The 20,297-nt window shown below is 60.3% G+C and carries 20 protein-coding genes and 2 pseudogenes; 8 read left to right on the top strand and 14 right to left on the bottom strand.

Features of this window, described 5'->3' with window-relative positions; genetic code table 11:
* Position 1 precedes the first annotated feature (1 nt).
* A complete protein-coding gene (gene fnr / locus AC097P_RS17285) occupies positions 2-790 on the bottom strand; it encodes a fumarate/nitrate reduction transcriptional regulator Fnr (protein ID WP_479611677.1) in 789 nt (262 codons plus the stop codon).
* Between the two features lie 139 nt (positions 791-929).
* Here fnr and hemN point away from each other — a divergent pair, with 139 nt between their 5' ends.
* Together hemN and AC097P_RS17275 are read left to right on the top strand one after the other, a co-directional pair.
* A complete protein-coding gene (gene hemN / locus AC097P_RS17280) occupies positions 930-2,324 on the top strand; it encodes an oxygen-independent coproporphyrinogen III oxidase (protein WP_479611676.1) in 1,395 nt (464 codons plus the stop codon).
* 15 nt (positions 2,325-2,339) lie between these two features.
* Complete coding sequence (locus tag AC097P_RS17275) at positions 2,340-3,026, top strand: sulfite exporter TauE/SafE family protein (RefSeq protein WP_479611675.1); 687 nt, start codon at positions 2,340-2,342, stop codon at positions 3,024-3,026.
* Between the two features lie 5 nt (positions 3,027-3,031).
* On the opposite strand, the gene AC097P_RS17270 is transcribed toward AC097P_RS17275, so the two are convergent.
* The 12 genes from AC097P_RS17270 to AC097P_RS17215 all read right to left on the bottom strand — a co-directional run bounded on the left by AC097P_RS17270 (position 3,032) and on the right by AC097P_RS17215 (position 15,134).
* Complete coding sequence (locus AC097P_RS17270; protein WP_479611674.1) at positions 3,032-4,423, bottom strand: wax ester/triacylglycerol synthase family O-acyltransferase; 1,392 nt, start codon at positions 4,421-4,423, stop codon at positions 3,032-3,034.
* 162 nt (positions 4,424-4,585) lie between these two features.
* Entirely contained in the window at positions 4,586-4,891 is a 306-nt protein-coding gene (locus tag AC097P_RS17265) for a high-potential iron-sulfur protein (protein ID WP_479611673.1), read from the bottom strand.
* Between the two features lie 90 nt (positions 4,892-4,981).
* Positions 4,982-5,572 (bottom strand): hemerythrin domain-containing protein, encoded by a 591-nt coding sequence (locus AC097P_RS17260; RefSeq protein WP_479612088.1) that lies wholly within the window; start codon positions 5,570-5,572, stop codon positions 4,982-4,984.
* A complete protein-coding gene (locus tag AC097P_RS17255; protein WP_479611672.1) occupies positions 5,556-6,863 on the bottom strand; it encodes an NnrS family protein in 1,308 nt (435 codons plus the stop codon). Before AC097P_RS17255 ends, AC097P_RS17260 begins: the two co-directional genes overlap by 17 nt.
* 31 nt (positions 6,864-6,894) lie before the next feature.
* Positions 6,895-7,497 carry an SCO family protein gene (locus AC097P_RS17250; RefSeq protein ID WP_479611671.1) on the bottom strand — a complete coding sequence of 201 codons (603 nt, stop codon included), beginning with the start codon at positions 7,495-7,497 and terminating at the stop codon, positions 6,895-6,897.
* Positions 7,494-8,309, bottom strand: a complete 816-nt coding sequence (locus tag AC097P_RS17245; RefSeq protein WP_479611670.1) for a formylglycine-generating enzyme family protein — start codon at positions 8,307-8,309, stop codon at positions 7,494-7,496. Before AC097P_RS17245 ends, AC097P_RS17250 begins: the two co-directional genes overlap by 4 nt.
* A 30-nt stretch (positions 8,310-8,339) precedes the next feature.
* The gene (nirK, locus tag AC097P_RS17240) at positions 8,340-9,821 is read right to left on the bottom strand and encodes a copper-containing nitrite reductase (RefSeq protein ID WP_479612087.1); all 1,482 of its coding nucleotides are present in this window, start codon (positions 9,819-9,821) and stop codon (positions 8,340-8,342) included.
* 232 nt (positions 9,822-10,053) lie between these two features.
* A complete protein-coding gene (locus AC097P_RS17235; protein WP_479611669.1) occupies positions 10,054-10,497 on the bottom strand; it encodes an Rrf2 family transcriptional regulator in 444 nt (147 codons plus the stop codon).
* Positions 10,498-10,524: 27 nt separating this feature from the next.
* On the bottom strand, positions 10,525-12,801 hold the full coding sequence (locus AC097P_RS17230) for a nitric-oxide reductase large subunit (RefSeq protein ID WP_479611668.1): 2,277 nt from the start codon (positions 12,799-12,801) through the stop codon (positions 10,525-10,527).
* 36 nt (positions 12,802-12,837) lie between these two features.
* Positions 12,838-13,131: a DUF2249 domain-containing protein gene (locus AC097P_RS17225; RefSeq protein ID WP_479611667.1), complete on the bottom strand. Its 294-nt coding sequence runs from the start codon at positions 13,129-13,131 to the stop codon at positions 12,838-12,840.
* 249 nt (positions 13,132-13,380) lie between these two features.
* Positions 13,381-14,397 carry an NAD(P)-dependent alcohol dehydrogenase gene (locus tag AC097P_RS17220; protein WP_479611666.1) on the bottom strand — a complete coding sequence of 339 codons (1,017 nt, stop codon included), beginning with the start codon at positions 14,395-14,397 and terminating at the stop codon, positions 13,381-13,383.
* A 47-nt stretch (positions 14,398-14,444) separates the two neighbouring features.
* Positions 14,445-15,134: an NUDIX hydrolase gene (locus AC097P_RS17215; RefSeq protein WP_479611665.1), complete on the bottom strand. Its 690-nt coding sequence runs from the start codon at positions 15,132-15,134 to the stop codon at positions 14,445-14,447.
* 158 nt (positions 15,135-15,292) lie between these two features.
* On the opposite strand from AC097P_RS17215, the gene dusA reads away from it, so the two are divergent.
* Positions 15,293-16,288, top strand: coding sequence for a tRNA dihydrouridine(20/20a) synthase DusA (gene dusA, locus AC097P_RS17210; protein ID WP_479611664.1), 996 nt, complete (start codon positions 15,293-15,295; stop codon positions 16,286-16,288).
* The gene (locus AC097P_RS17205; RefSeq protein WP_479611663.1) at positions 16,263-17,201 is read left to right on the top strand and encodes a DMT family transporter; all 939 of its coding nucleotides are present in this window, start codon (positions 16,263-16,265) and stop codon (positions 17,199-17,201) included. The genes dusA and AC097P_RS17205 overlap by 26 nt, the downstream gene beginning before the upstream one ends.
* 47 nt (positions 17,202-17,248) lie before the next feature.
* On the opposite strand, the gene AC097P_RS17200 is transcribed toward AC097P_RS17205, so the two are convergent.
* Positions 17,249-18,160, bottom strand: coding sequence for a sigma-70 family RNA polymerase sigma factor (locus AC097P_RS17200; RefSeq protein ID WP_479611662.1), 912 nt, complete (start codon positions 18,158-18,160; stop codon positions 17,249-17,251).
* Between AC097P_RS17200 and AC097P_RS17195 the strand changes: the two genes are divergently transcribed.
* From AC097P_RS17195 to AC097P_RS17180, 4 genes and pseudogenes are all read left to right on the top strand, one after another.
* Positions 18,159-18,767 carry an ATP-dependent Clp protease proteolytic subunit gene (locus AC097P_RS17195; RefSeq protein WP_479611661.1) on the top strand — a complete coding sequence of 203 codons (609 nt, stop codon included), beginning with the start codon at positions 18,159-18,161 and terminating at the stop codon, positions 18,765-18,767. The two genes, AC097P_RS17200 and AC097P_RS17195, sit on opposite strands and share 2 nt — an antisense overlap.
* An 82-nt stretch (positions 18,768-18,849) precedes the next feature.
* Positions 18,850-19,350, top strand: a complete 501-nt coding sequence (locus tag AC097P_RS17190; RefSeq protein ID WP_479611660.1) for a pyridoxamine 5'-phosphate oxidase family protein — start codon at positions 18,850-18,852, stop codon at positions 19,348-19,350.
* A gap of 748 nt (positions 19,351-20,098) precedes the next feature.
* Positions 20,099-20,185, top strand: a pseudogene (locus AC097P_RS17185) (transposase); the annotation flags it as partial.
* Positions 20,173-20,297, top strand: a pseudogene (locus tag AC097P_RS17180) (IS3 family transposase); the annotation flags it as partial. The pseudogenes AC097P_RS17185 and AC097P_RS17180, both read left to right, overlap by 13 nt.

Here is a 20,297-nt window from a genome sequence, read left to right as displayed (position 1 = left end):
GTTAGCAATCTGCCTTGGTACTGACGATGTTGCGCAGTGCGTCGCCGTTGAGCACGCGGATGTGGCGTTGCTTGACTTCGATGATTCCGTCTTCGACAAACTTGGAGAAGGTGCGGCTGACGGTCTCCAGCTTCAGCCCCATATAGCTGCCGATTTCTTCACGCGTCATGCGCAGCACCAGCTCAGTCTGCGAGAAGCCCCGGGCATGCAGGCGCTGCATCAGGTTCAGCAGGAATGCCGCCAAACGCTCCTCGGCCCGCATGCTGCCCAGCAGCAGCATGACGCCGTTCTCACGCACGATTTCGCGGCTCATGATCTTGTGCACATGGTGTTGCAGGGCGTTCACCTCGCGCGAGAGTTCTTCAATGCGGTCAAAGGGCATGACGCAGACCTCGGAGTCTTCCAGGGCAATGGCGTTGCAGGTGTGGACGTCGTTGACGATGCCGTCCAAGCCAATCACTTCGCCCGCCATCTGGAAGCCGGTGACCTGGTCCCTACCGTCTTCGGTGGTGGTGCAGGTTTTGAAAAAACCAGTGCGGATGGCAAACAGGCTGGTGAATTTTTCGCCGTTGCGAAACAGCGTGTCGCCGCGTTTGACCTTGCGCCGGCTGGCCACCACCTCATCGATACGGTCCAGTTCGGTGGGGCTCAGCCCCAGGGGCATGCACAGTTCGCGCAGGTTGCAGTTGGAGCACGCAATTTTGATAACGTGACCGTCAATGCCGACCGGCTTCAGTCCCTGGTGTTCAGGGTGGCTGGGTGCCGATGGACTAAAGGGGTGGTCAAGCATGGGGTGTTTTTGCGGGGGGGTGCGTTGCAGTTTACTCCTCGGCTGTATAGCCTTTGATAGGCATTGAACAGGCTTTGATGCATATCAAGATGTGATGCGCGGATGTGGGCCACAGTTCACTCCCATGTTGGGAGCTTTTATGACCTTTGCCGCTGAAACCGTGTCCGATGCGCTGTTGAAGAAGTTTGACGTGCCCGGCCCGCGTTACACCTCGTTTCCGACCGCAGACCGCTTTGTGGAGGCATTCACGTCCGCTGACTACGCCCGCGCCCTGGACCACCGGCGCGACGGTATTGCTGCGCGGCCCTTGCCGCTGTCGGTCTATGTGCACATTCCGTTTTGCGAATCGCTGTGCTACTACTGCGCTTGCAACAAGATCATCACCAAACACCATGACCGCGCCGCACCGTACCTGCGCTACTTAAGCCGCGAGGTGGATCTGCACACCCAGCGCCTGGGTCTGGGCCAGACCATCAGCCAGTTGCACCTGGGCGGGGGCAGCCCCACATTTTTGACCGATGCCGAGCTGGGCGAACTGATGGCCATGCTGCGGCGCAGTTTCGCCCTGGCGCCCGGTGGCGAGTATTCCGTGGAGGTTGACCCCCGCACCGTCGATGCGGCGCGGCTGGACACTCTGGCCGAGCTGGGCTTTAACCGCCTGAGCTTTGGCGTGCAGGACTTTGACCCCGCCGTGCAACAAGCCGTACACCGGGTGCAACCGGCTGAACAGGTATTTGCCCTCGTAGCGGCGGCTCGTGCGCGGGGATTTGAGTCCATCAATGTGGACCTGATCTATGGCTTGCCGCGCCAAAGCCCTGAATCCTTTGACCGCACCCTGGCCCAAATCAATGACCTGCGCCCGGACCGTATTGCGCTGTATGCCTATGCCCATTTGCCCGAACGCTTCAAGCCGCAGCGGCGCATTGCGATCGTGGAGTTGCCCAGTGGCGGTGCCAAACTGTCCATGTTGTCGCGCTCGCTGGAGGCCTTTCGCAAAGCCGGGTATGTGTATGTTGGCATGGACCACTTTGCGCTGCCAGAGGACGCATTGGCCATTGCCAAGCGACAAGGGCGGCTGCACCGCAACTTCCAGGGTTACAGCACGCAGCCCGATTGCGACCTGATTGGTCTGGGCGTGTCGGCCATTGGCCACATTGGCGCGACATACAGCCAGAACGCCAAGTCCATGGAAGAGTATTGCGATTACCTGGACCAGGGGCGCTTCCCGGTGGTGCGCGGCCTGGCGCTGACCCGTGATGACCTGGTGCGCCGCGCCGTCATCATGGCGCTGATGTGCCAGGGGCAGCTAGAGTTTGAAGCCGTCGAAGCGGCGCATCTGCTGGAATTTCGCAGCTACTTTGCCAAGGAGCTCGAATCGCTACAACCGCTGGCGGATCAAGGTTTGGTGCGTGTGGATACGGCAGGGATCGAGGTCACGCCGCAAGGCTGGTTTTTTGTGCGTGCTATTGCCATGGTGTTCGACCGCTACCTTCAGTTGGACCGCACGCGGGCCCGCTTCTCCAAGATCATCTAGGAAGACCATCGCTGCATGCAGAGTTCTCTGGTGGTCACCGCAATGTTGATGGGCTTGGTGGGTGGGCCGCACTGCGTGGCCATGTGCGGCGCGGTTTGTGCCGGTATAGGCCAGGCCGCAGGCCCGCGCAAACAGTCAGCGCTGCTGCTGTTCCAGCTGGGCCGGGTGCTGGGTTATTCCGTGCTGGGTGGCTTGGCGGCTGCCTCATTGCAGGGTTTGGGCTGGTTGACCGTGCAGTCGGCTGCGCTGCGGCCCGTGTGGTCCATGTTCCATGTGGCTGACTTCGTGCTGGGGATGGTGCTACTGGTGCAGGCCCGCCAACCGGTGTGGCTGGAGCGTGGTGCCCGCAAAGTGTGGGCTCGCGCCCGATCTTTCGCAGGTGCTGGGGGAGCAGGTGCCCCTTTATTGCTTGGCAGCCTGTGGGCACTGCTGCCCTGTGGCCTGTTGTATTCGGCGCTGATGGTAGCCGCTCTGGCCGGCAGTGTGGGTGGCGGCGCACTGGTAATGGCGCTGTTTGCACTGGGTACCAGCGTCACGATGTTTTTGGGGCCACTGCTATGGCTGCGCCTGCGCGGTTCGCGCGCTACCCCAGGCAGCAGTCAATGGGGAGTACGCCTGGCGGGCGCTGCGCTAGCCGCGAGTTCGGGCTGGGCTTTGTGGATGGCCTTGGCACACAACACGGCGCCGTGGTGTGTTACCTAATTTTTCTAAATGTGCGCGTCGCGCACTGAGGCTTCCAACTCTGCGAATGCTTCTTCCACATACACCCCCAGACGTTCCAGATTGGGCAGCTCGTCCGTCGCAATCAACCCAAAGAACAAGTCACCCGCGTAGCTGAATAGTGTGATGTTGAGCAAATTGCTGGGCGGCAGCGTGCTGATGGGGTGCATCTCTTCCATACGCGCACCCTTGATGTACAGGTGCTCCTTGGGGCCTGGCACGTTGGATACCAGCGTGTTGCCCATGGGGGGCATCTTGTTGCTGAGCTTGAGCGTCTCGGCAATCTGAGCAACGAGGCCGGTGATGATGGTGTAGGACTCGATCGCCTCGGGCGCCACGCTGTCGACCATGGTGCGCACATTGCGCAGGCTGTAGCCGATGTTGCGCAGGCGCACATAGGGGTCGTCCGTGGGGGGGGACAGCTCCACCTGGATGATGCCGATCTTGTTACCCGCGGTCTTCTCGCCCTCTTTGCGCAGGTTCACCGGCATCTGGATGGTGATGGGGCGGCGCAACTCCACGCCCTGGTCTTGCAGGTAGCGGCGCAGTGCGCCGTCCAGGCAGGTCAGCGCGATGTGGTTCAGCGTGGAGCGGGTGCGTGTGCGGATGGCATTGACGCGCTCCATGGACACGCCGGCCGTCGCAAATTGGCGGCCCGATGTGACCTGGCCGGTCAGCGGCGTCTTTGCGCTGGAGACAAAGGGCAGGGCGATGGCATTCTTGGTCAGCTTGACGCTTTCCAGCAGCAACATGGCCGCCAGGCGGCCAATGCCCAGGAAGCGCCGGGTGTTGCCGGTGACCTCTTTCCAGGTCACCTGCAGCAGTTCCTGTTTGGCCCGGGCACCCCGGCTGCCGCCATGGCCGCCATGCTTTTGAGTCCATACCGGCGTCTGGTCCATGTCGGTCGGTGAGGTGGAGTAGCACTCAGCCGTCCAGCGCGCCATGGTCACCCCATCGGCATAGGCGTGGTGCATCTTCTGGTACAGCGCAAACTTGCCGTCGGGCAGGCCGTCGATCACATGCACCTCCCACAGCGGGCGGCTGCGGTCCAGCATGGGGGTGTGCAACCGGGACACGAAGGCGTACAGCGCCGCCCGGTCATTGCCGCCCTTGGGCATGGTGTGGAAGAACACGTGTTGCGACATGTCCAGCTTCTCTACCGGCTGCCAATAGGGCCATGAACCCATCGTGAACTGGATGACCCGGTTGAATGGCGGCTTGACGTCGTTGGCGGCCAGATATTCCTTGAACAGATTTTTCGCAAACGCAGGGGTGGACTTGGGCGGCCTTTTGAAGATCAGCAAACCGGCTACATGTTTGGGGCTGGCCTCGGTCTCTGCGATGAAGAAACCAAGATCGAGTAGGGACAGTTTGCTCATGTTTTATGTTCTTTGCTAGGGCCGAAGTGCTGATTTATCAGGCAAGGACCGGTCTAGTCCCGGATGCCTGTGCGCACTGTAGGCGATGCGCCGGGTTCGGTCAATTTCGCAGAACAATATTAGTGAGGAGTCCCGATCTCCTGGTTTACGCAGAACCTCCACTCACGCTTTCTTGGCCCAAGCGCTACACCAGCCCTTGCCCGCAACCTGCTTGCCCGGAAATAGTGGACAACCCGCTGAGGCGTCAACGGGTATGCCTTGGTACAAGGCGCAATTGCCACAATACTGATCTGCTGCGTATTTGGGGAATTTGACTTTGTCGACTCTGCTCGCGTCCGCTTTGTATCCCAGTGCGGCAGCCTGTGCATCTGTCTCTGAAACCATGGCCCCCTGTGCCGACACGTGTGCTGAGCCAAGCGCGATGCCGATGGCGCTGATTTGCATGAAGAAATTGCGGCGATTTGACATAGAAATGGATCTCCAAAAAAATTGAACGGGTGAATGGCTCTATAGCCAATGCATATTGACGGAGAAATGCCGGGCGGCGATTGATCTACGTCAGCGTCGTTGGGTGTTGTTGTGGCCTTTTGTATCCACACCACGGCGCTGCATCATGTCGGTCTGCATGGCTTGTATCTCCTCAGATGTCAGGTGATCTTTTGCACAGGGGTAAACAAGCTGCTCTTCGGCTTCGATATGGTGGGCGTACAGACCAGAAAACTGTTGCAGTGCGACCGTTTGTATGGGAGTAAAAGCATACCAACTACTGGTTTCGCACTCAGCCACTTGACGCAGCACGGAGCGGGCAGGCGCCCATAGCAATTGCATCAGCTGATGATCCTGCTGCAGCTTCCGCACGAGCTGTTTGATCTCGGGCGTTGCAGACCTCAAAAGCGGCGGGAATACGTGCAACTCCTCGTCCTCATGGTGGAGTGGTGCGGCGACATCAAAGTAGCGCAAGACATCCAATGCTGCTTGGCGGGCCTGTTCATCGCAGCCATGCTGTAGAAGGTGCTTCTGCAAACGCTCTAACAGTGCCAGCGTGCGGTGTACACGTTCATGGCAGGCGCTGAGCAATTCAAACGGCTGCTCAAAGCCGGCTGCGGGTGAGTGAAAACCAGGCAACACCATGTCACCCCGGTTTTCCATCGGCACGGGCACGCCCGAACCACGAACCCAGACGCGAACCCCACAGAGTAACCACCACCAGCCAAAGCAGAGCGGAGGCAGGCAATAGCCATAGGGCCATTGGTGATTGAACGCTCGCGGCAATGCGCATGAGTGTGGCCAATTGCAGCGCCCAAAACAGCGACCATACCCAACCATCGGCCACAAGCGCGCGACCACTGTGACCGCAGGAAACGCGTGTCACCATCGCCAGCGTGAGCGAGGCCAGACAGCCCATGGTGGTCGCGTGCAAGGCACCCAGCGGCAATACAGGTGTATGCTGGAACTGCGCCAACAAGCGCGTGGCGCCAGACAAAACCAAGGACAGCCCGAGCCAGACAAAGCCCACGTGCAGCATGGCCAGCAAACGATTCTTGAGGCTTTGTACCAAGCCCCACACACCCGCCAGCCAGACCAACAGCCCACCCACCAGCAGCTCAAGGCCCCCCAGCAGCGTCAACCAGACAGCGCCCAAGCTACTGTTGGACCACGCCAATTCAAACCAGGCAGAAGACGCCTCTACGCTCACCATGCCGACCATGAGCCATAACAGCCAGAATGGCCGCCACAGCGCAACCATGGGCATGGCACTGGAGGTGAAGAACGGGATCATGCGGTGCGCTACAGTGACAAAAACCAACACCACGAAACCCCACAAAGCGGTGTACACCCAGGCACGCGCAGCATCTTGCGCGCCAAGCATCAGACTGACCCATAAACCGATCAGGCTCACACAACCTACGGCGCATGCCAGTGCGATCAAACCCGCATGGATGCGGTCGGGTACCTGGCTACGGACCACCAGACGCCCGAACATGGCCGCCATCCAGCAAAAACCCAGTGCCGCCAGGATAAGGCCACTTTCTGCCAGACGCGCATGCACATGGGCACCCACCAACCACCAGAGCCAGCCAGCCACCTGTAAAAACAATGGGGTTAACAAATGCAGGATCGGAGGTGGATCCACATTGAGCCATTTGGGACCGGCAGTGAACAGAAAGCCACTGAAAAAAAGTGGTAAAAAGCCGAACACCATCACGCTTGCATGCACCAGAGTGGGTGAGACGGCGTAACTGAGGTCAATGGCGGGCATCCATCGGGCCCACTGCACCAGTGTCCACCAGCCGCTTGCGCAGACGAGCACCAACAACCCTAGAAAGAAACCAAGGCGGTGCGGCGCGAGCACCAAGTTGCGCCAGCTCCAGCAGGTGTGCACAGTCACAGGTTTCAAGGACTTGGGCGCGTTGATTTGTATGAGCGGAATGTGCGCCATGGCTAGTATGTTGGGCGTTGCTGCCTGCTGCCTATTGGACCGCAGTCTTCACCAGCTTCACAAACGCGGGGTCGGCGCCGCTCAGTTGTGCAGTGCGCCCGGCGATGCGACCCTCGCTGTCGAGCAGGATGAGATCCGTGCTGTGGTTGAAGTCACCATTGGGCAGCGCCCGGTATTGCACGCCCAGCACGGCCGCCAGCTTGCGCGTGGTCTTGGCATCGGTGCGGGCCACGGTCCAGTGTGCCGGGTCCAGACCACGCTCCGTGGCCGTGCGTTGGAGCACGGCCACGGTGTCGCGTGCCGGATCAATGGTGACCAACAAGACCCCCATCTTGGCACGCTCTTGCGGTGTCAGCTTAGCCTCGGTTTCGCGCAAGGCATCCACAAGCATCGGGCAGACGAATTTGCAAGAGGTGTAGAACATACCCACCAGCACGGGGTGGCCACGGCGCTCCGCAGTGGTGAAGGACTTGCCCGCCTGGTCCGTCATTTGCGCTTTCAACTGGTAAATGGAATCGGTGGGCAAGCTTGTTGGGGCATCGGTGGCTCCCGCCAACGGGCTTATGCCCAATGCCAACGCGACGAAGAGACAGGCCCGCAGATGGCGCACCGTTGATATGGAAAGAATGTTCATGGTGAGTCCTGAGGTAGAGGGCGCGCACAGCGGAAGCCCAGGCTGCTGGTGCTGTCGGATGCGTTGAGCGAAGACAGCAGTGCAATGCGCATCAGCACGGCGTAGTTTTCGCGGTCCTGCAGACTGATGGCGCCTGCGCCGCAAAACTTCAATTTGTCGGGGTCGTCTTGCGACCGGCTGTCGGGGCTGACCAGCAGCGCATTGAAGTCGTCCACCCATTCCCAGATCAAACCATGCAGATCACGCACGCCAAAAACATTGGCTTGCGTGCCCACGTCCGGCAGGGCTTGGGTGGCGGCCTTGGCATACCAGTTGAGGATACGAGCCCGCCAGGCCGGGTCTGCGCGGGCATCGCGGCGCGTGGCGTCGGCCGCCGCGGCATATTCCCACTCTTGCCACGTGGGTAGGCGGTAGCCCTCGGCTTCGCAAAACGCCTGGGCGGCAAACCAGCTGACATTGACCACCGGTTGCAGGCCTGTGGCCTGACTGCCCAAACCCTGCGGCGCAGACCAGTCTTTCAGATAACCGGTGTCGGCAAAGGTGCGTGCGACGGTACCACGCTGCCACTCTGGACGGGTTTGTACAAACTTCAGAAACTCTGCCTGCGTAACGGGTGTTGTGCGCATGGAAAACGATGCGACCGGCGAAGGCTCTTTGTCCGCATCGTTGGCCAGAACGCTGGTGAGCGTGCCACTGGGCAGGGTTGCGTAGCCCGCGGCCTGCGCCGCAAGACTCGAGCCCAGTGCCACCGCAAGCAGCAAGTGGCGCCACCCGCGGGGGTAACGGTCACTGCGGCTGTGATGGTGCGCCATCGCTGCGTTCCTGGTGGGCGGCTCGGCGGATCAATGCTCGGCCTGGGTTGCCACACCGGGTTTGGCAGCACGCACCTTTTTCACATCATCGGCCGACACGTGGCCGCCGGGGTTACCCCATTCGTTGAGTACATAGGTCAGGATGTTGGCCACCTCGTCATCATTGAGCTGATTCATGGGCGGCATCACCGATTCGTAGGGAGCGCCATTTACAGTGACCTTGCCGCTTAGGCCATGCAGCACCACTTTGATGGCGCGTCCTATATCCGCCAGAAAGTCAGATTTGGCCAGTGGTGGGAAAACGCCCGGTAAGCCCGCGCCATTGGCCTGGTGACACACCGAGCAGGTGCCAGAAAACAGCGCCTTGCCGGCCTGTGCCTGGTCTTGCACGGTCAGCTTGCCGCTGGCGGCGTTGGCGGTTGCGGTGGTCACGGCTGTCATATTGGCCTGCGAGCGGCCACCCAGATAGACCGAGTCCAGCTCCTTACCGGAGTAGATGGCCTTGTTCTCGGGTCCGTTGACCTTCAGGATTGCCAGCGCCCCCTTGTTGAACGCACGGAAGATCGAATGGTCGACCAACACATAGCTGCCAGGCACCACGGTCTTGAACTTGACGACGGCCGCACCTCCGGCCGGGATCAAGGTGGTCTGCACGTTCTTCTGCACATTGCTGCCGCCTTCGTAGCGCACTTCGTCAAAGATCGCACCAATCACGTGGAAGCTCGACACCAGGTTAGGTCCGCCATTGCCTACGAACAGACGCACGGTCTCGCCCGTCTTAGCCGTGATGGCCTTGTCGCCGGTGAGCGCACCTTCGGAACCGTTGAACAACACATAGGTGGGCCTTTCGTCGATGGCCTTTTCCATGTCGAAGGGCTGTTTGCCTTTCTCGCGGTACTTACCGGTGGTGTAGAAGTCACCCTGCATCACGTAATACTCGTGGTCCACCTTGGGCAGGCCTTGTGGTGGTTCTACAAGGATCAGTCCATACATGCCGTTGGCCACGTGCATGCCCACCGGTGCGGTGGCGCAGTGGTACACGTAAATGCCTTCATTCAAGGCCTTGAAAGTGAACTGCGATTCGTGGCCAGGCGCCGTGAAGCTGGACGCCGCACCGCCACCGGGGCCGGTGACGCCGTGCAGGTCGATGTTGTGGGGCATCTTGCTGTCGGGGTGATTCTTCAAATGGAATTCCACGGTATCGCCTTGGCGCACGCGGATGAAGCTACCGGGCACGGTGCCGCCAAATGTCCAGAAGGTGTACGACACGCCCTCAGAAATCGGCATTTCTTTCTCGACCACTTCCAGCTCCACAATCACTTTGGCCGGGTATTTGCGGTTGGTGGGTGGTGGCACATGGGGCGGGCTGGTCAGCACCGCGTGTATGGGTGCACCTTGTGGTGGACCAAAGTCGCCAGGGGATCTGGTCGCAACAGGCTTTTCAGCTGCTTGCACGGCGGATGCCAGTAGGGCACCGGTAAAGCCTAGCGCAATGAGCGCGCTGGCAAGCATGTTTTTCATGGACTGGCTCACGCTTTACTCCTTGGTTTGCGCCACAGATTGGCGCAGCTAAAAAAATATTCTTAATGAATCTTTATAGTAAAGAGGGTCACTCTGTAGCACCTTGATCCAGATCAACTAGAAGTCACAACGTGTATGGATTTGAGGGTGGAGTAGTCCCTATGTGGGTATCAATCAAGCAATCAGTCAGGTAGAGTAGCGGGGCCCTGTCGTAGCACCGTACTCATACAACAAGCTGGATGCGCAACATCTTTGTCAGTGCGGTGCGGTCTTGCACCAAGTCCGCCAGGGTATATGCGTCCAATACTTCGTAAAAAGCAGCCACGGCATCGCGCAGCACGCCGCGCAGGCGGCAAATCTTGGCGATTACGCAGCTGTCGGGCTCCGACCCAAAGCATTCGGCCGGAAGGTCAGTCCCTTCAGTCGCGCGAACCACGGTTCCGATCACAATTTGCTCTTTGGGTAGGCCCAACTGCAGGCCACCCCCCTTGCCACGGACATTGGCTAACCAGCCGTGCTGGCCTAGGAAGTGCACGACTTTCATGAGGTGGCTTTCCGAAATTCCAAAAGACTGTGCGATCTCCGCGATGGTGGCGCGCCTGTCGGGGACTGTCGCCAAAAAGATGAGAACGCGCAGGCTGTAGTCGGTAAAGTTGGTCAATTTCATCGGCAAACTCTGGCAAGCGGCATAGGTTCAGTTACGTACTGCAGCAGTTTGATTTCTGCCTGCTTCGTATTGTGGCTTGGGTGTACGCAGCAGCTGGACGGCATAGCAGGCCAGCAGCAAGCCGCCTATTGCGAACACCACATCGCCCGGCACCCTCAGCCATACCAAAGTCTCCATGACCTTGGAGTGAATGATTTCGGGTGATCTCGCATACCACATGCCCTTGTCCATGCTGGCCCACGCCTGGTAGATACCTGCGGGCAACAAGGACATGAACACCATCATGCCAAGGCCGAGATTCAAGCACCAGAATGCGGGCTTCAGGAATCGGTCTACATGCAAATGCCGGGCATACAGACCGCGCAAGCAGAACAGCATGAGCCCGATGCCCAACATACCGTAGACACCAAACAGCGCCGCATGCCCGTGTGCCGCCGTCATGTTCAGACCCTGCACGTAATACAGCGATGCGGGAGGATTGATGGCGAAGCCCAATACACCGGCGCCCACCGTGTTCCAAAAGCCCACAGATACAAAGCACATGATGACCCATTTGTAAGCCTGCATCCACGGCGCGCCTTGCGCACGGCGCCAGGTTTGCAAGGCCTCCAGTCCAATCATGGCCAAGGGCACTACCTCCAGCGCGGAGAACACGGAGCCCACGGCGATCACCGATGTCGGTGTGCCCGTGAAGTACAGATGGTGCAGGGTGCCAAGGATGCCGCCGAACAGGAAGACGATAGTCTCCGCGACGATGGCACGGTTGGCACTGCTGGTGCGTACCAGGCCCAGCCGGGTGAAGATGAGCGCGACGACTGCGGTGGCAAATACTTCAAAGAAGCCCTCCACCCACAGGTGCACCAGCCACCAGCGCCAGTATTCGACCATGGAATAGTGGGTGTGTTGACCCCACATCAAAGAGCTGGCGTAGAAGCCACCGATACAGCTTGCCGACAGGAACACCATGGCAATCAGGCCGCGGCTCTCCGATGGTTTTTTCAATGCTGGCCATAAGGCCCGGCCGAGCAACAACAACCAGAACAGCAGCCCCACAAATAGCAAGATCTGCCACACCCGACCCATGCTCGTGTATTCAAGGCCCTGGTTGCCGATCCAGAAGCTGAAGTCCACGCCCGCATGCTGCAGGCCTCCAACCCAGCCTGTCACCGTGGAGCCGACAACGATGGCTATCAGCGCCCAGAACAGAACATCGACGCCGAGCTTCTGAAGCTTGGGCTCGTGCCCCGACAGCAGCGGTGCGATATAGAGTCCAGTAGCCAGCCATGCGGTGGCAATCCAGAAAATGCCAACCTGGGTATGCACGGTGCGGCTGACCACATACGGCAAAACCTGGCCCAGCGGGATGCCAAAGAAGGACTGGCCCTCCACCGCATAGTGCGCCGTGATGGCGCCCATACCGATTTGCAAAAGCATCAACCCGATCACGGCAAAGAAGTATTTGCGTGTTGCCTTCATCGAAGGAGTCGCCGTGACGGCAATGAAGGGGTCCACCTTGGGCGGTGTGAGTTCGCCCTCATGCGACTGGGCACCGTGGAACCAGACGATCGCACCGATACCGGCGATCAGCAACACGATGCTCACCATGGACCACATGGCGGCTGACGTGCTCATGGTGTTGCCCACCAGTGGCTCGTGCGGCCAGTTGCTGGTGTAGGACAGGCCGGTTTCGCCGGGGCGGTCGGTAGTGGCCGCCCATGACGTCCAGAAAAAGAAGGCCGTGAGCGCCTGGCGGTCTGCCTTGACCGGCAGCACGCCGTCGCTCATGGCATATTGCTCGCGCAGACTCGCCAGCTTTGGATCACTTCCAAACAGGGCGTCGTAGTGGTCGGCGGTTTCCCGGATGGCGGTCGCACGCAGCTTGGACACCGTGAGCACCTGGGTGGCCTCGTCGTAGCCGTTGTGCCGCATTTCCTCTTGCAGGCCGGCCTGTACGGCGGCCTTGTCTGTCACCGAAAGCTTGGAAGGATCGGGAAAGTACTGTTCGGTCCGCAGTGTTTGCAGCAATGTTGCCTCGCGATGCAGCCAGTCCGCCGACCAGTCCGGAGCGACATAGGCGCCATGGCCCCAGACTGTGCCCAATTGCTGTCCACCCGCACTCAACCAGGCCTGTTGCCCCGCCTGGATCTGCTCACCAGTGAAGAGGACCTCACCACCTGTGGTGACAACTGCCTTGGGGATAGGAGGCGCAGTCAAATAAATCTGGTAGCCCAAGAACCCTAACGCACCAAACGAAAGTACAAAGATAAGCCCCAGCCATCGCCAGAGCCTGTTGTTCGATTTCATGTGAACTCCTGAAAAAATGGTGAAGTAAACGCTCGGCTAATCGCAGCTGCAGGAACCGCAGCAGGTTGAACCCTTGTCCAGCCCATACGGCACTGGCTTGCTGAGCGTCGCGCGCCATAGAGACGGTCCTGAGTCTAGGTATACCCATGGGGGGCGATTCGGAAATTCAAGTTGGTAACTTGACTGAATAGGGTGTGGGTCCCGGTCCGAAACCAGCTCCAGCGCGCCACCATCCGGCAAGTGTTTCAAAGCGCGGCGCGTTTCGCCGTAACGACTGCTCAGTGAAATGCCGCGAAGATCCAGCGTAGCGCTGGGAACGGTGTTTGTCATGTTTGCTCCAGTAGCGGTTACTAAACTATTAAAGATTCATTTCTTATGAATCTATAGTAGTTAGACCTACTTGAGCGTGTATTGATCTAGATCAGACAAACGCTCTGAATCGAGGAAGCGCTTGCCCCGGGCGCGTGTAGCAGGCAAGGACAAAGCTGCAAGACATCAGTGCACTAACTGCATCGTCTTTCCAGAACATTTGTCGGATGCACCGTTGGTGCCGTCAAACATTGCATTTAATTGGGCCAGTCATGGGACCAAAACGATACGCCCCAGGGCCCGACCCGACTGGAGATATGCCATGGCCTCTGGCGCTTGGGCCAGCGAAAAAACTCGATCGACCAACGGCGTGAGTTGGCCGTTGGCCATGAGATCGGCCAAAAGCGCCATGCCGATGTGCTTGTCTGGCGCCGTCATGTTGAGCTTGACCAGGTGCGGATTGAATGGGGTGCGCAGAGCCAGGTTCAACATGGCCTTGACACCGCGGCCCAAGATTTTGGAACCATGTGCACCGTAATGGTCATGGCCTATCAAAATGTAGATCCCGCCGGGGTTGAAAACACGGGCGCAGTCATTGACCTTTAAGGTGGACGCCACGTCCAGAATGAAATCGTAACGGGCGCCACCCTGCGTGGGGTCGTCTCGTGTGTAGTCCAGCACATGGTCGGCACCGAGCGCACGGACCATGGCCAGTTTGCTGGTGTGCTCTACGGCAGTTACCGTGGCGCCATGGGCTTTGGCCAATTGCAGCGCAATGGATCCCACCCCACCCCCCGCGCCGTTGATGAGTACATGCTGACCGGTGCGCCAGAGTCGGTGTCCCATCAGGTTGTGCCATGCAATCAGACCTGGAGTAGCCACACTGGCTGCCTGTTCGAACGTGACGTTATCGGGTTTAAGGGCCAAAGCGTCCTCAGGAGCGGCGACATACTCTGCAAAGGCGCCCCCGTTGGCCCATTGAAACCCTTTGACGCACTCGCCAAACACCGGGTCACCAACCTTGAAACGCGTTACACCGTCCCCAACCGATTCAACAACTCCTGCCGTGTCGGTTCCGGGCACAGGGTTCGAGGGTCTGGCGAAGCCGTTCCCCATGATGCGAAGCAGATAGGGCCATCCCCTGACTACATGCCACACATCGGCATGCACCGACGCTGCACGCACCCGCACCAGAACCTCGCCTTTTTTTGGTATGGGCTTCGCAATCTCACCGAGTGACAAGACTGTAGCTGGCTCGCCGTAGGCGCTTTGAAGAATAGCTTTCATCGGTAATTCGCCCTAAGAAGTGCGGACGCAGTGGTGAATTGGTGTGTTCATAGTTCGAAGCTAAAGCCTTTCTTTTTAAATTGTTGGTAGCGTTTAGTGTCGAAGCGGAAAAGTTGCGCTGGCCTGTGGGCGCCGTCACGCTGCGTTTCCTCTAGTGGTATCAGCAAGTCTTGGCTCAAGACCTTCTTGCGAAAATTCCGCTTATCCAACGTCTTCCCCAGCACAGCTTCGTATAACGACTGAAGCTGTGATAGGCGGAATTTCCTGGGTAGCAACTCAAACCCGATGGGCTCATAACGCAGCTTGCCGCGCAGGCGGTCTAAAGCCACATCCACGATTTGCGCATGGTCAAACGCCAGAGCGGGCAAATCCGGCATGGCAAACCACCGGGCATCTGCGGCGTCTGTTGCTGCCTGTGGGGTGTGCGCAAAGCGGTTGACCAGTGCAAAGTAGGCCACGCTTACCACCCGCTCGCGTGGATCCCTGCCCAGTTGCCCGAAGGTGTAGAGCTGCTCCAGAAAGACGTCGCTAAGCCCGGTCTCTTCCTTCAGTTCCCGCTGAGCCGCGTCCTCCACGGACTCGTCCACATGAACAAAACCGCCGGGCAAGGCCCAGGCGCCGAGAAAAGGGGGTAGTGCGCGCTTGATGAACAGCAGCTGGAGGCGTTCGCCGTCAAAACCGAAGATGACGCAGTCGACCGTAAGTGCCGCTCTGGCGTATTGGTATGTGTATATCACACGCTAAGTATATGTGTGCTCTTAACACTAAGTCAACGACTGGACGCGTTTCAAATGCAGGCAAGCACGGATTGAACTCGGCACTGCGGTCATCCCATCGACCTCAGCATTGCACTCAATCTGCGAAAATCACCGTATCTCCCCGATTCCGCAGAAAAATGTCCGAACCCAACCCGTGGCGCATGTCCGTCGCCCCCATGCTCGACTGGACTGACCGCCATTGCCGCTACTTTCACCGCCTGCTGAGCAAGAATGCCCTGCTGTACACCGAGATGGTGACCACCTGCGCGCTGATCCACGGCGATGTTGCGCGGCATCTGCGCTTCAACGCGGAAGAAAACCCCGTCGCCCTGCAACTGGGTGGCAGTGAGCCGGCCGACCTGGCGCGCTGCGCCAAGCTGGGCGAGGAGTGGGGCTATGACGAGATCAACCTGAACTGCGGCTGCCCCAGCGAACGCGTGCAGCGCGGCGCGTTCGGCGCTTGCCTGATGGCCGAGCCGCAACTGGTGGCAGACTGTGTGAAGGCCATGGTCGATGTGGTGGATGTGCCGGTCACGGTCAAGCACCGCATCGGCATCGACAAGACCGAGAGTTATGAATTTGTCCGCGATTTCGTCGGCACCGTCAGCGAGGCGGGTTGCAAGGTCTTCATCGTGCACGCGCGCAATGCCTGGCTCAAGGGCTTGAGCCCCAAGGCCAATCGGGAGGTGCCGCCGCTGCGGTATGCGTTGGTGCATCAGCTCAAACGTGAGTTCCCGCACCTGACCATCGCCATCAACGGCGGCATCAACACCAACGCGTTGGCGGCCGAGCAATTGCAGCAGGTGGATGGCGTCATGATCGGCCGCGAGGCCTACCACAACCCCTGGATTCTGAGCGAGTGGGACGCCACGTTTTATGGCGAAGCACCAATCGATATCACCCGTGAATCGGTGGAGCAGCGCATGGTGGACTACATGGCCCGCGAGGCGGCCGCACACGGCACACCGTGGAGCCACATCGCCCGCCACATGCTGGGCCTGCGCCATGGTATGCCGGGCTCGCGGCATTGGCGCCAGGTGTGGAGTGACCACCATCTGAAGACCACGCCGCCGCATGAGGTGATGGCCCTGGCCCACGGAAACGCCTTTGCAGCCGCAACTGCAGACGCCTGACGCCGCCGCGGTGGTGGAACTGGCGCGGCTCGCACGGCTGGAGCGCCTGGCGCGCCTGGCGCTGTGGCTGGTGCCGGCGCTATGGGCCGTGAACTACATCGTGGCCCGGCGCGCGTCCGGCGTCATCGAACCCTATGCGCTGGCCCTTGGGCGTTGGGCCATGGCGGGCTTGCTGCTGGCCTTCGTCTCGCGCCAGGAGGTGTGGACGCAACGTCTCGCCATTGCCGCCGTCTGGTACCAGTATGTGGTGCTGGGCTTTTGCGGCATGCTGGTTTGCGGGGCCTGGGTCTACATAGGCGCCAAAACCACGGCGGCGATGAATATTGCGCTGATCTACTCAGCCAGTCCCGTGCTGATCGCGCTGGGTGCTGTGCTCTTTCTGGGCGAGCGGTTTCGCTGGTTGCAGGTGCTGGGCGTCGCGGTGGCGCTGACCGGCGTGGTGCACGTCGTCGTCAAAGGGCAGTGGACGGCGCTGGGTAGTGTGCAGTGGGTGGCTGGCGACGCGTGGATCTTGGCGGCCATGATCTCCTGGGCGGCGTACGCGCTGCTGCAAAAGCTGTGGCCCAGCCCGCTGGGCGCTACCGCAAGGCTGGCGGCCATTTGTGCGGGCGGCGTGGCTGTGCTGTTGCCCTGCGCGGTGTGGGAATGGCTGCAACCCGGCAGCCCGCCGTGGACGTGGACGGCGACCGGCTTGGTGGTAACGGCGGCGCTGGCCCCAGGCTTGGCAGCGTACTGGATCTACGGCTGGGCGCAGAAGATCCTGGGCGCCAGCCGCGTGGCAGTCACCCTGTACTTGGGCCCGCTGTACGCCGCCGTTGCCGCTTGGGGTGTGCTGGGCGAGCCGCTGGGCTGGCACCATCTGGCCGGTGCCGCGCTGATCCTGCCCGGGGTCTACCTGGTGAGCAAACGCTAGTGGTCAAATAGGCCGCTAGCCCCCGTGCAGCGCGCGTGAGGCGCTCCTTAATTGATAGCGGCTTCCAGCGTGCGTTCAAACCGTGCGCCCAGCGGCACCACGCACAGCCTGACGCCGTCCAGCGTCAGCACCAAGCCCAACTGACCGCCTACTTGCACCACGCCACAGGTTACGCCCTGCGGCGCTGGCGCGGCTTCGGCGGCAGTGGCGGACGCATCCACACACGCGCTTACGGCAGTGATCGGTGGGTGGCGCAGCATGGCCCACAGCGTTTGCGGGTCGCGCAGTTGCAGCGACTGCAGGTACAGGCGAAAGACTGCCTCCTCGGGCGGCTCCAGGTCAGTCTGCAGGGCGTGCACGGGCGTGCCACGCGCCTGCCGTAGCCGCAACAGCGCGCGGCGCAACTGTTGTCGGCTGCCAGCTTCCGTCCTGCCACTGGCCTGTGCGATCTCGGCATGGCTTGCTTCAAACACTTCGTACAACAGCACGGCCGCACCGTCGGCGGGTGTGAGGCGGGCTGCGAGCAGATGCAGTGCGCGGGCGGCTTCCTGCGCCAGTGCGGCCTCCATCTCTGCAGAGGGCGATTCCTGCTCAGTGTCAGCGGTGTCGTTGTTCGTCTCTGCCAGCCACTGCTGCATCCACTGGCGCCGGCGCAGACGGTCGATGGCCAGGTTGCGCACCACCGTCAGCAGCCAGGCCTGCGCGGCGTTGAACGCGGGGGCATCGTCCATCTCCAGCGCGCGGACGTAGGCGTCTTGCACAGCATCCTCCGCGTCGGTAGCGCCCAGCAGGCGGGAGGCCGCGCGCACCAGTTGGCGGCGGTCAGAGTCGAGCAGGTTCAGGGTGCGTTCGTCGTACATCCGCGCAGCATGCCACAAAGCTTTATGGCTGCCGGGTGTCACGAAAGTGGCGTGCCGTTCGTCATGGCAGTTCAACACCCACAACCAGGACTTGAACATGCAAACCTCTGACCCCACCCCACCCGCATCCACCGCCACCGAGCCACACACCTCCTACCTGGAAGAGAAGGCTTTCAAATCGCGCACGCTGTTGGTCTTTGGCACCGTCACCGACGTGATGGCGGCCGACATCACGCGCCGCCTGATCGCGCTGGACGCCGACAGCGCCGAGCCTATCGACATGCTGGTCAGCTCGCCGGGCGGCCACCTCGAGTCTGGCGACGCCATTCACGACATCGTGCGCTTCATCGCTGCGCCGGTGAACATGGTCGGCACCGGCTGGGTGGGCAGCGCGGCCACGCATTTGTATCTGTCCGTGCCGCGCGAGCGGCGCTACTGCACGCCCAACACACGCTTCCTGATCCACCAGCCCAGCGGCGGCGCAGGCGGCCCCGCCAGCGACATCGCCATCCATGCCCGCGAAATCGTCAAGGCCCGCGAACGCATTGCCCGCACCATCGCGCGCGAGACTGGCAAGTCGCTGGAACAAGTATTGGTCGATATCGAGCGGGACCGGTGGCTGTCGGCCGAGGAGGCGGTGGAGTACGGGCTGGTGTCGCGGATCATTGAGCGCAAGACGGAACTGCGGACCAAGCTGCAGAGTTAGGCACCCGCTACGTGTTGTGTCCCACAGACCGCCGCGCGGCTCATCCGTACCCTCTGGAGTTTTGATTTACCAGGAGAACGCTATGGAAAACCAGCACCAAGCAGGCAGCGCCCGGCATCTGTGGAGCCTCATTGAAGACATGCGCTATGCGATGGTCACCACCCACGCCAAGTCCGACCATCTGCACGCGCGGCCCATGACCATGCAAAACAAGAACTTTGATGAGGGCAAGCTGTGGTTTTTCATGTCGCGCACGGGTGACACCGTGCGTGAACTGCAGGCGGCCCCCAATATCGGCGTGGCCTTTGTGGACCCCAGTGATGACACCTACATCTCGTTGTCCGCACTGGCCCGCGTGGTGGATGACCGCGCCAAGGCACGCGAACTGTGGACCAAGATGGATGACGCGTGGTTCAAGGGCGGCCCTGACGACCCTGACCTGGCATTGGTAGAGGTAACGGTGGTGCACGGCCACTACTGGGACGTGAAGGAAAGCAAGCTGACCCAGCTGTTCCTGATGGCCAAGGCGGCCGTCACGGATGAGCAACCGCACATTGGCCAGTCTGGGGAAGTGACGGCCTGATTGCTATCAGAAGTAGAGTGACATAGCCTTATTCCACGTGGGCTGGCGGCCATTTTTACATTTGGCTCGTGCCCCCGTCGGCAACTATCTCGGTGCTCCGATTCTTCGAATTCAACGCTTTCCTCCCCTGAGAAGGGACGGTAGCCCGAAGAGCACCAGCGCCAGCGAAATGCTAGCGACTGCAATTAATGCCCAGTATGGGGACGGTGACAAGACAATCTGATAGTAGCTTTCTCCCGAACCCCCAATCTTGATGGGTTCTGGACCGAGCACGCCTGAAGCAAATGCCAGCAAACCGAATGCAAGGGCCAAGAAAGCACAGAGGACGCGGAGCAAGCGCAGAAGCGGCGAGCGAAGGCTCATCTCTGACCTCTGACGCCAAAGGTGCCAGGCGCACAGCAAGCGCCGCGAAGCGGCAACCTGATGCTGTGTGTCAGCGCCGAGCGAAATGTTAAAGACATCAGCCGCGCCACTCCGTTAGAGCGTCATCTGAGTGATAGCCGAGTAGGTACATCTTTTCGCCCGCCTCAACGCCACGCCATGCCTTGTAGAAGTTGTTTGTGGCCGGGTCAAGGAGTAGCCAATAAGGAGCCTGTCAGAAACTTTGTGTGTAAGGCATAACATGTCAACAAGGAGCATGAATGCCAAGCAAGACAAAGAGCGCCGCTGCGGCGGACAAAGTAGATCAACCAAAGATTCCAGCCGAGTTGCTGGACCAACTAGTGACCGGCCCCATGACAGCTACTCAGTGGACGTATCGCCGGACCTCATCAGCCGCGTCACTGACGAAGTCATGGGCGAAGTCACAGCCTGGCAAAGCCGCCCGCTGGAGCCAACCAGGTGTGGTCCATGGACTTCGTGTTTGACCGCACGGCCGAGGGGCGCAGCATCAAAAGCCTGACGATCGTCGATGACGCAACCCATGAGGCCGTGGCGATCGTGCCAGA

It is taken from the genome of Rhodoferax sp. ZS1R8 (assembly GCF_056521325.1).
This window is presented reverse-complemented; position numbering and strand designations above follow the sequence as displayed.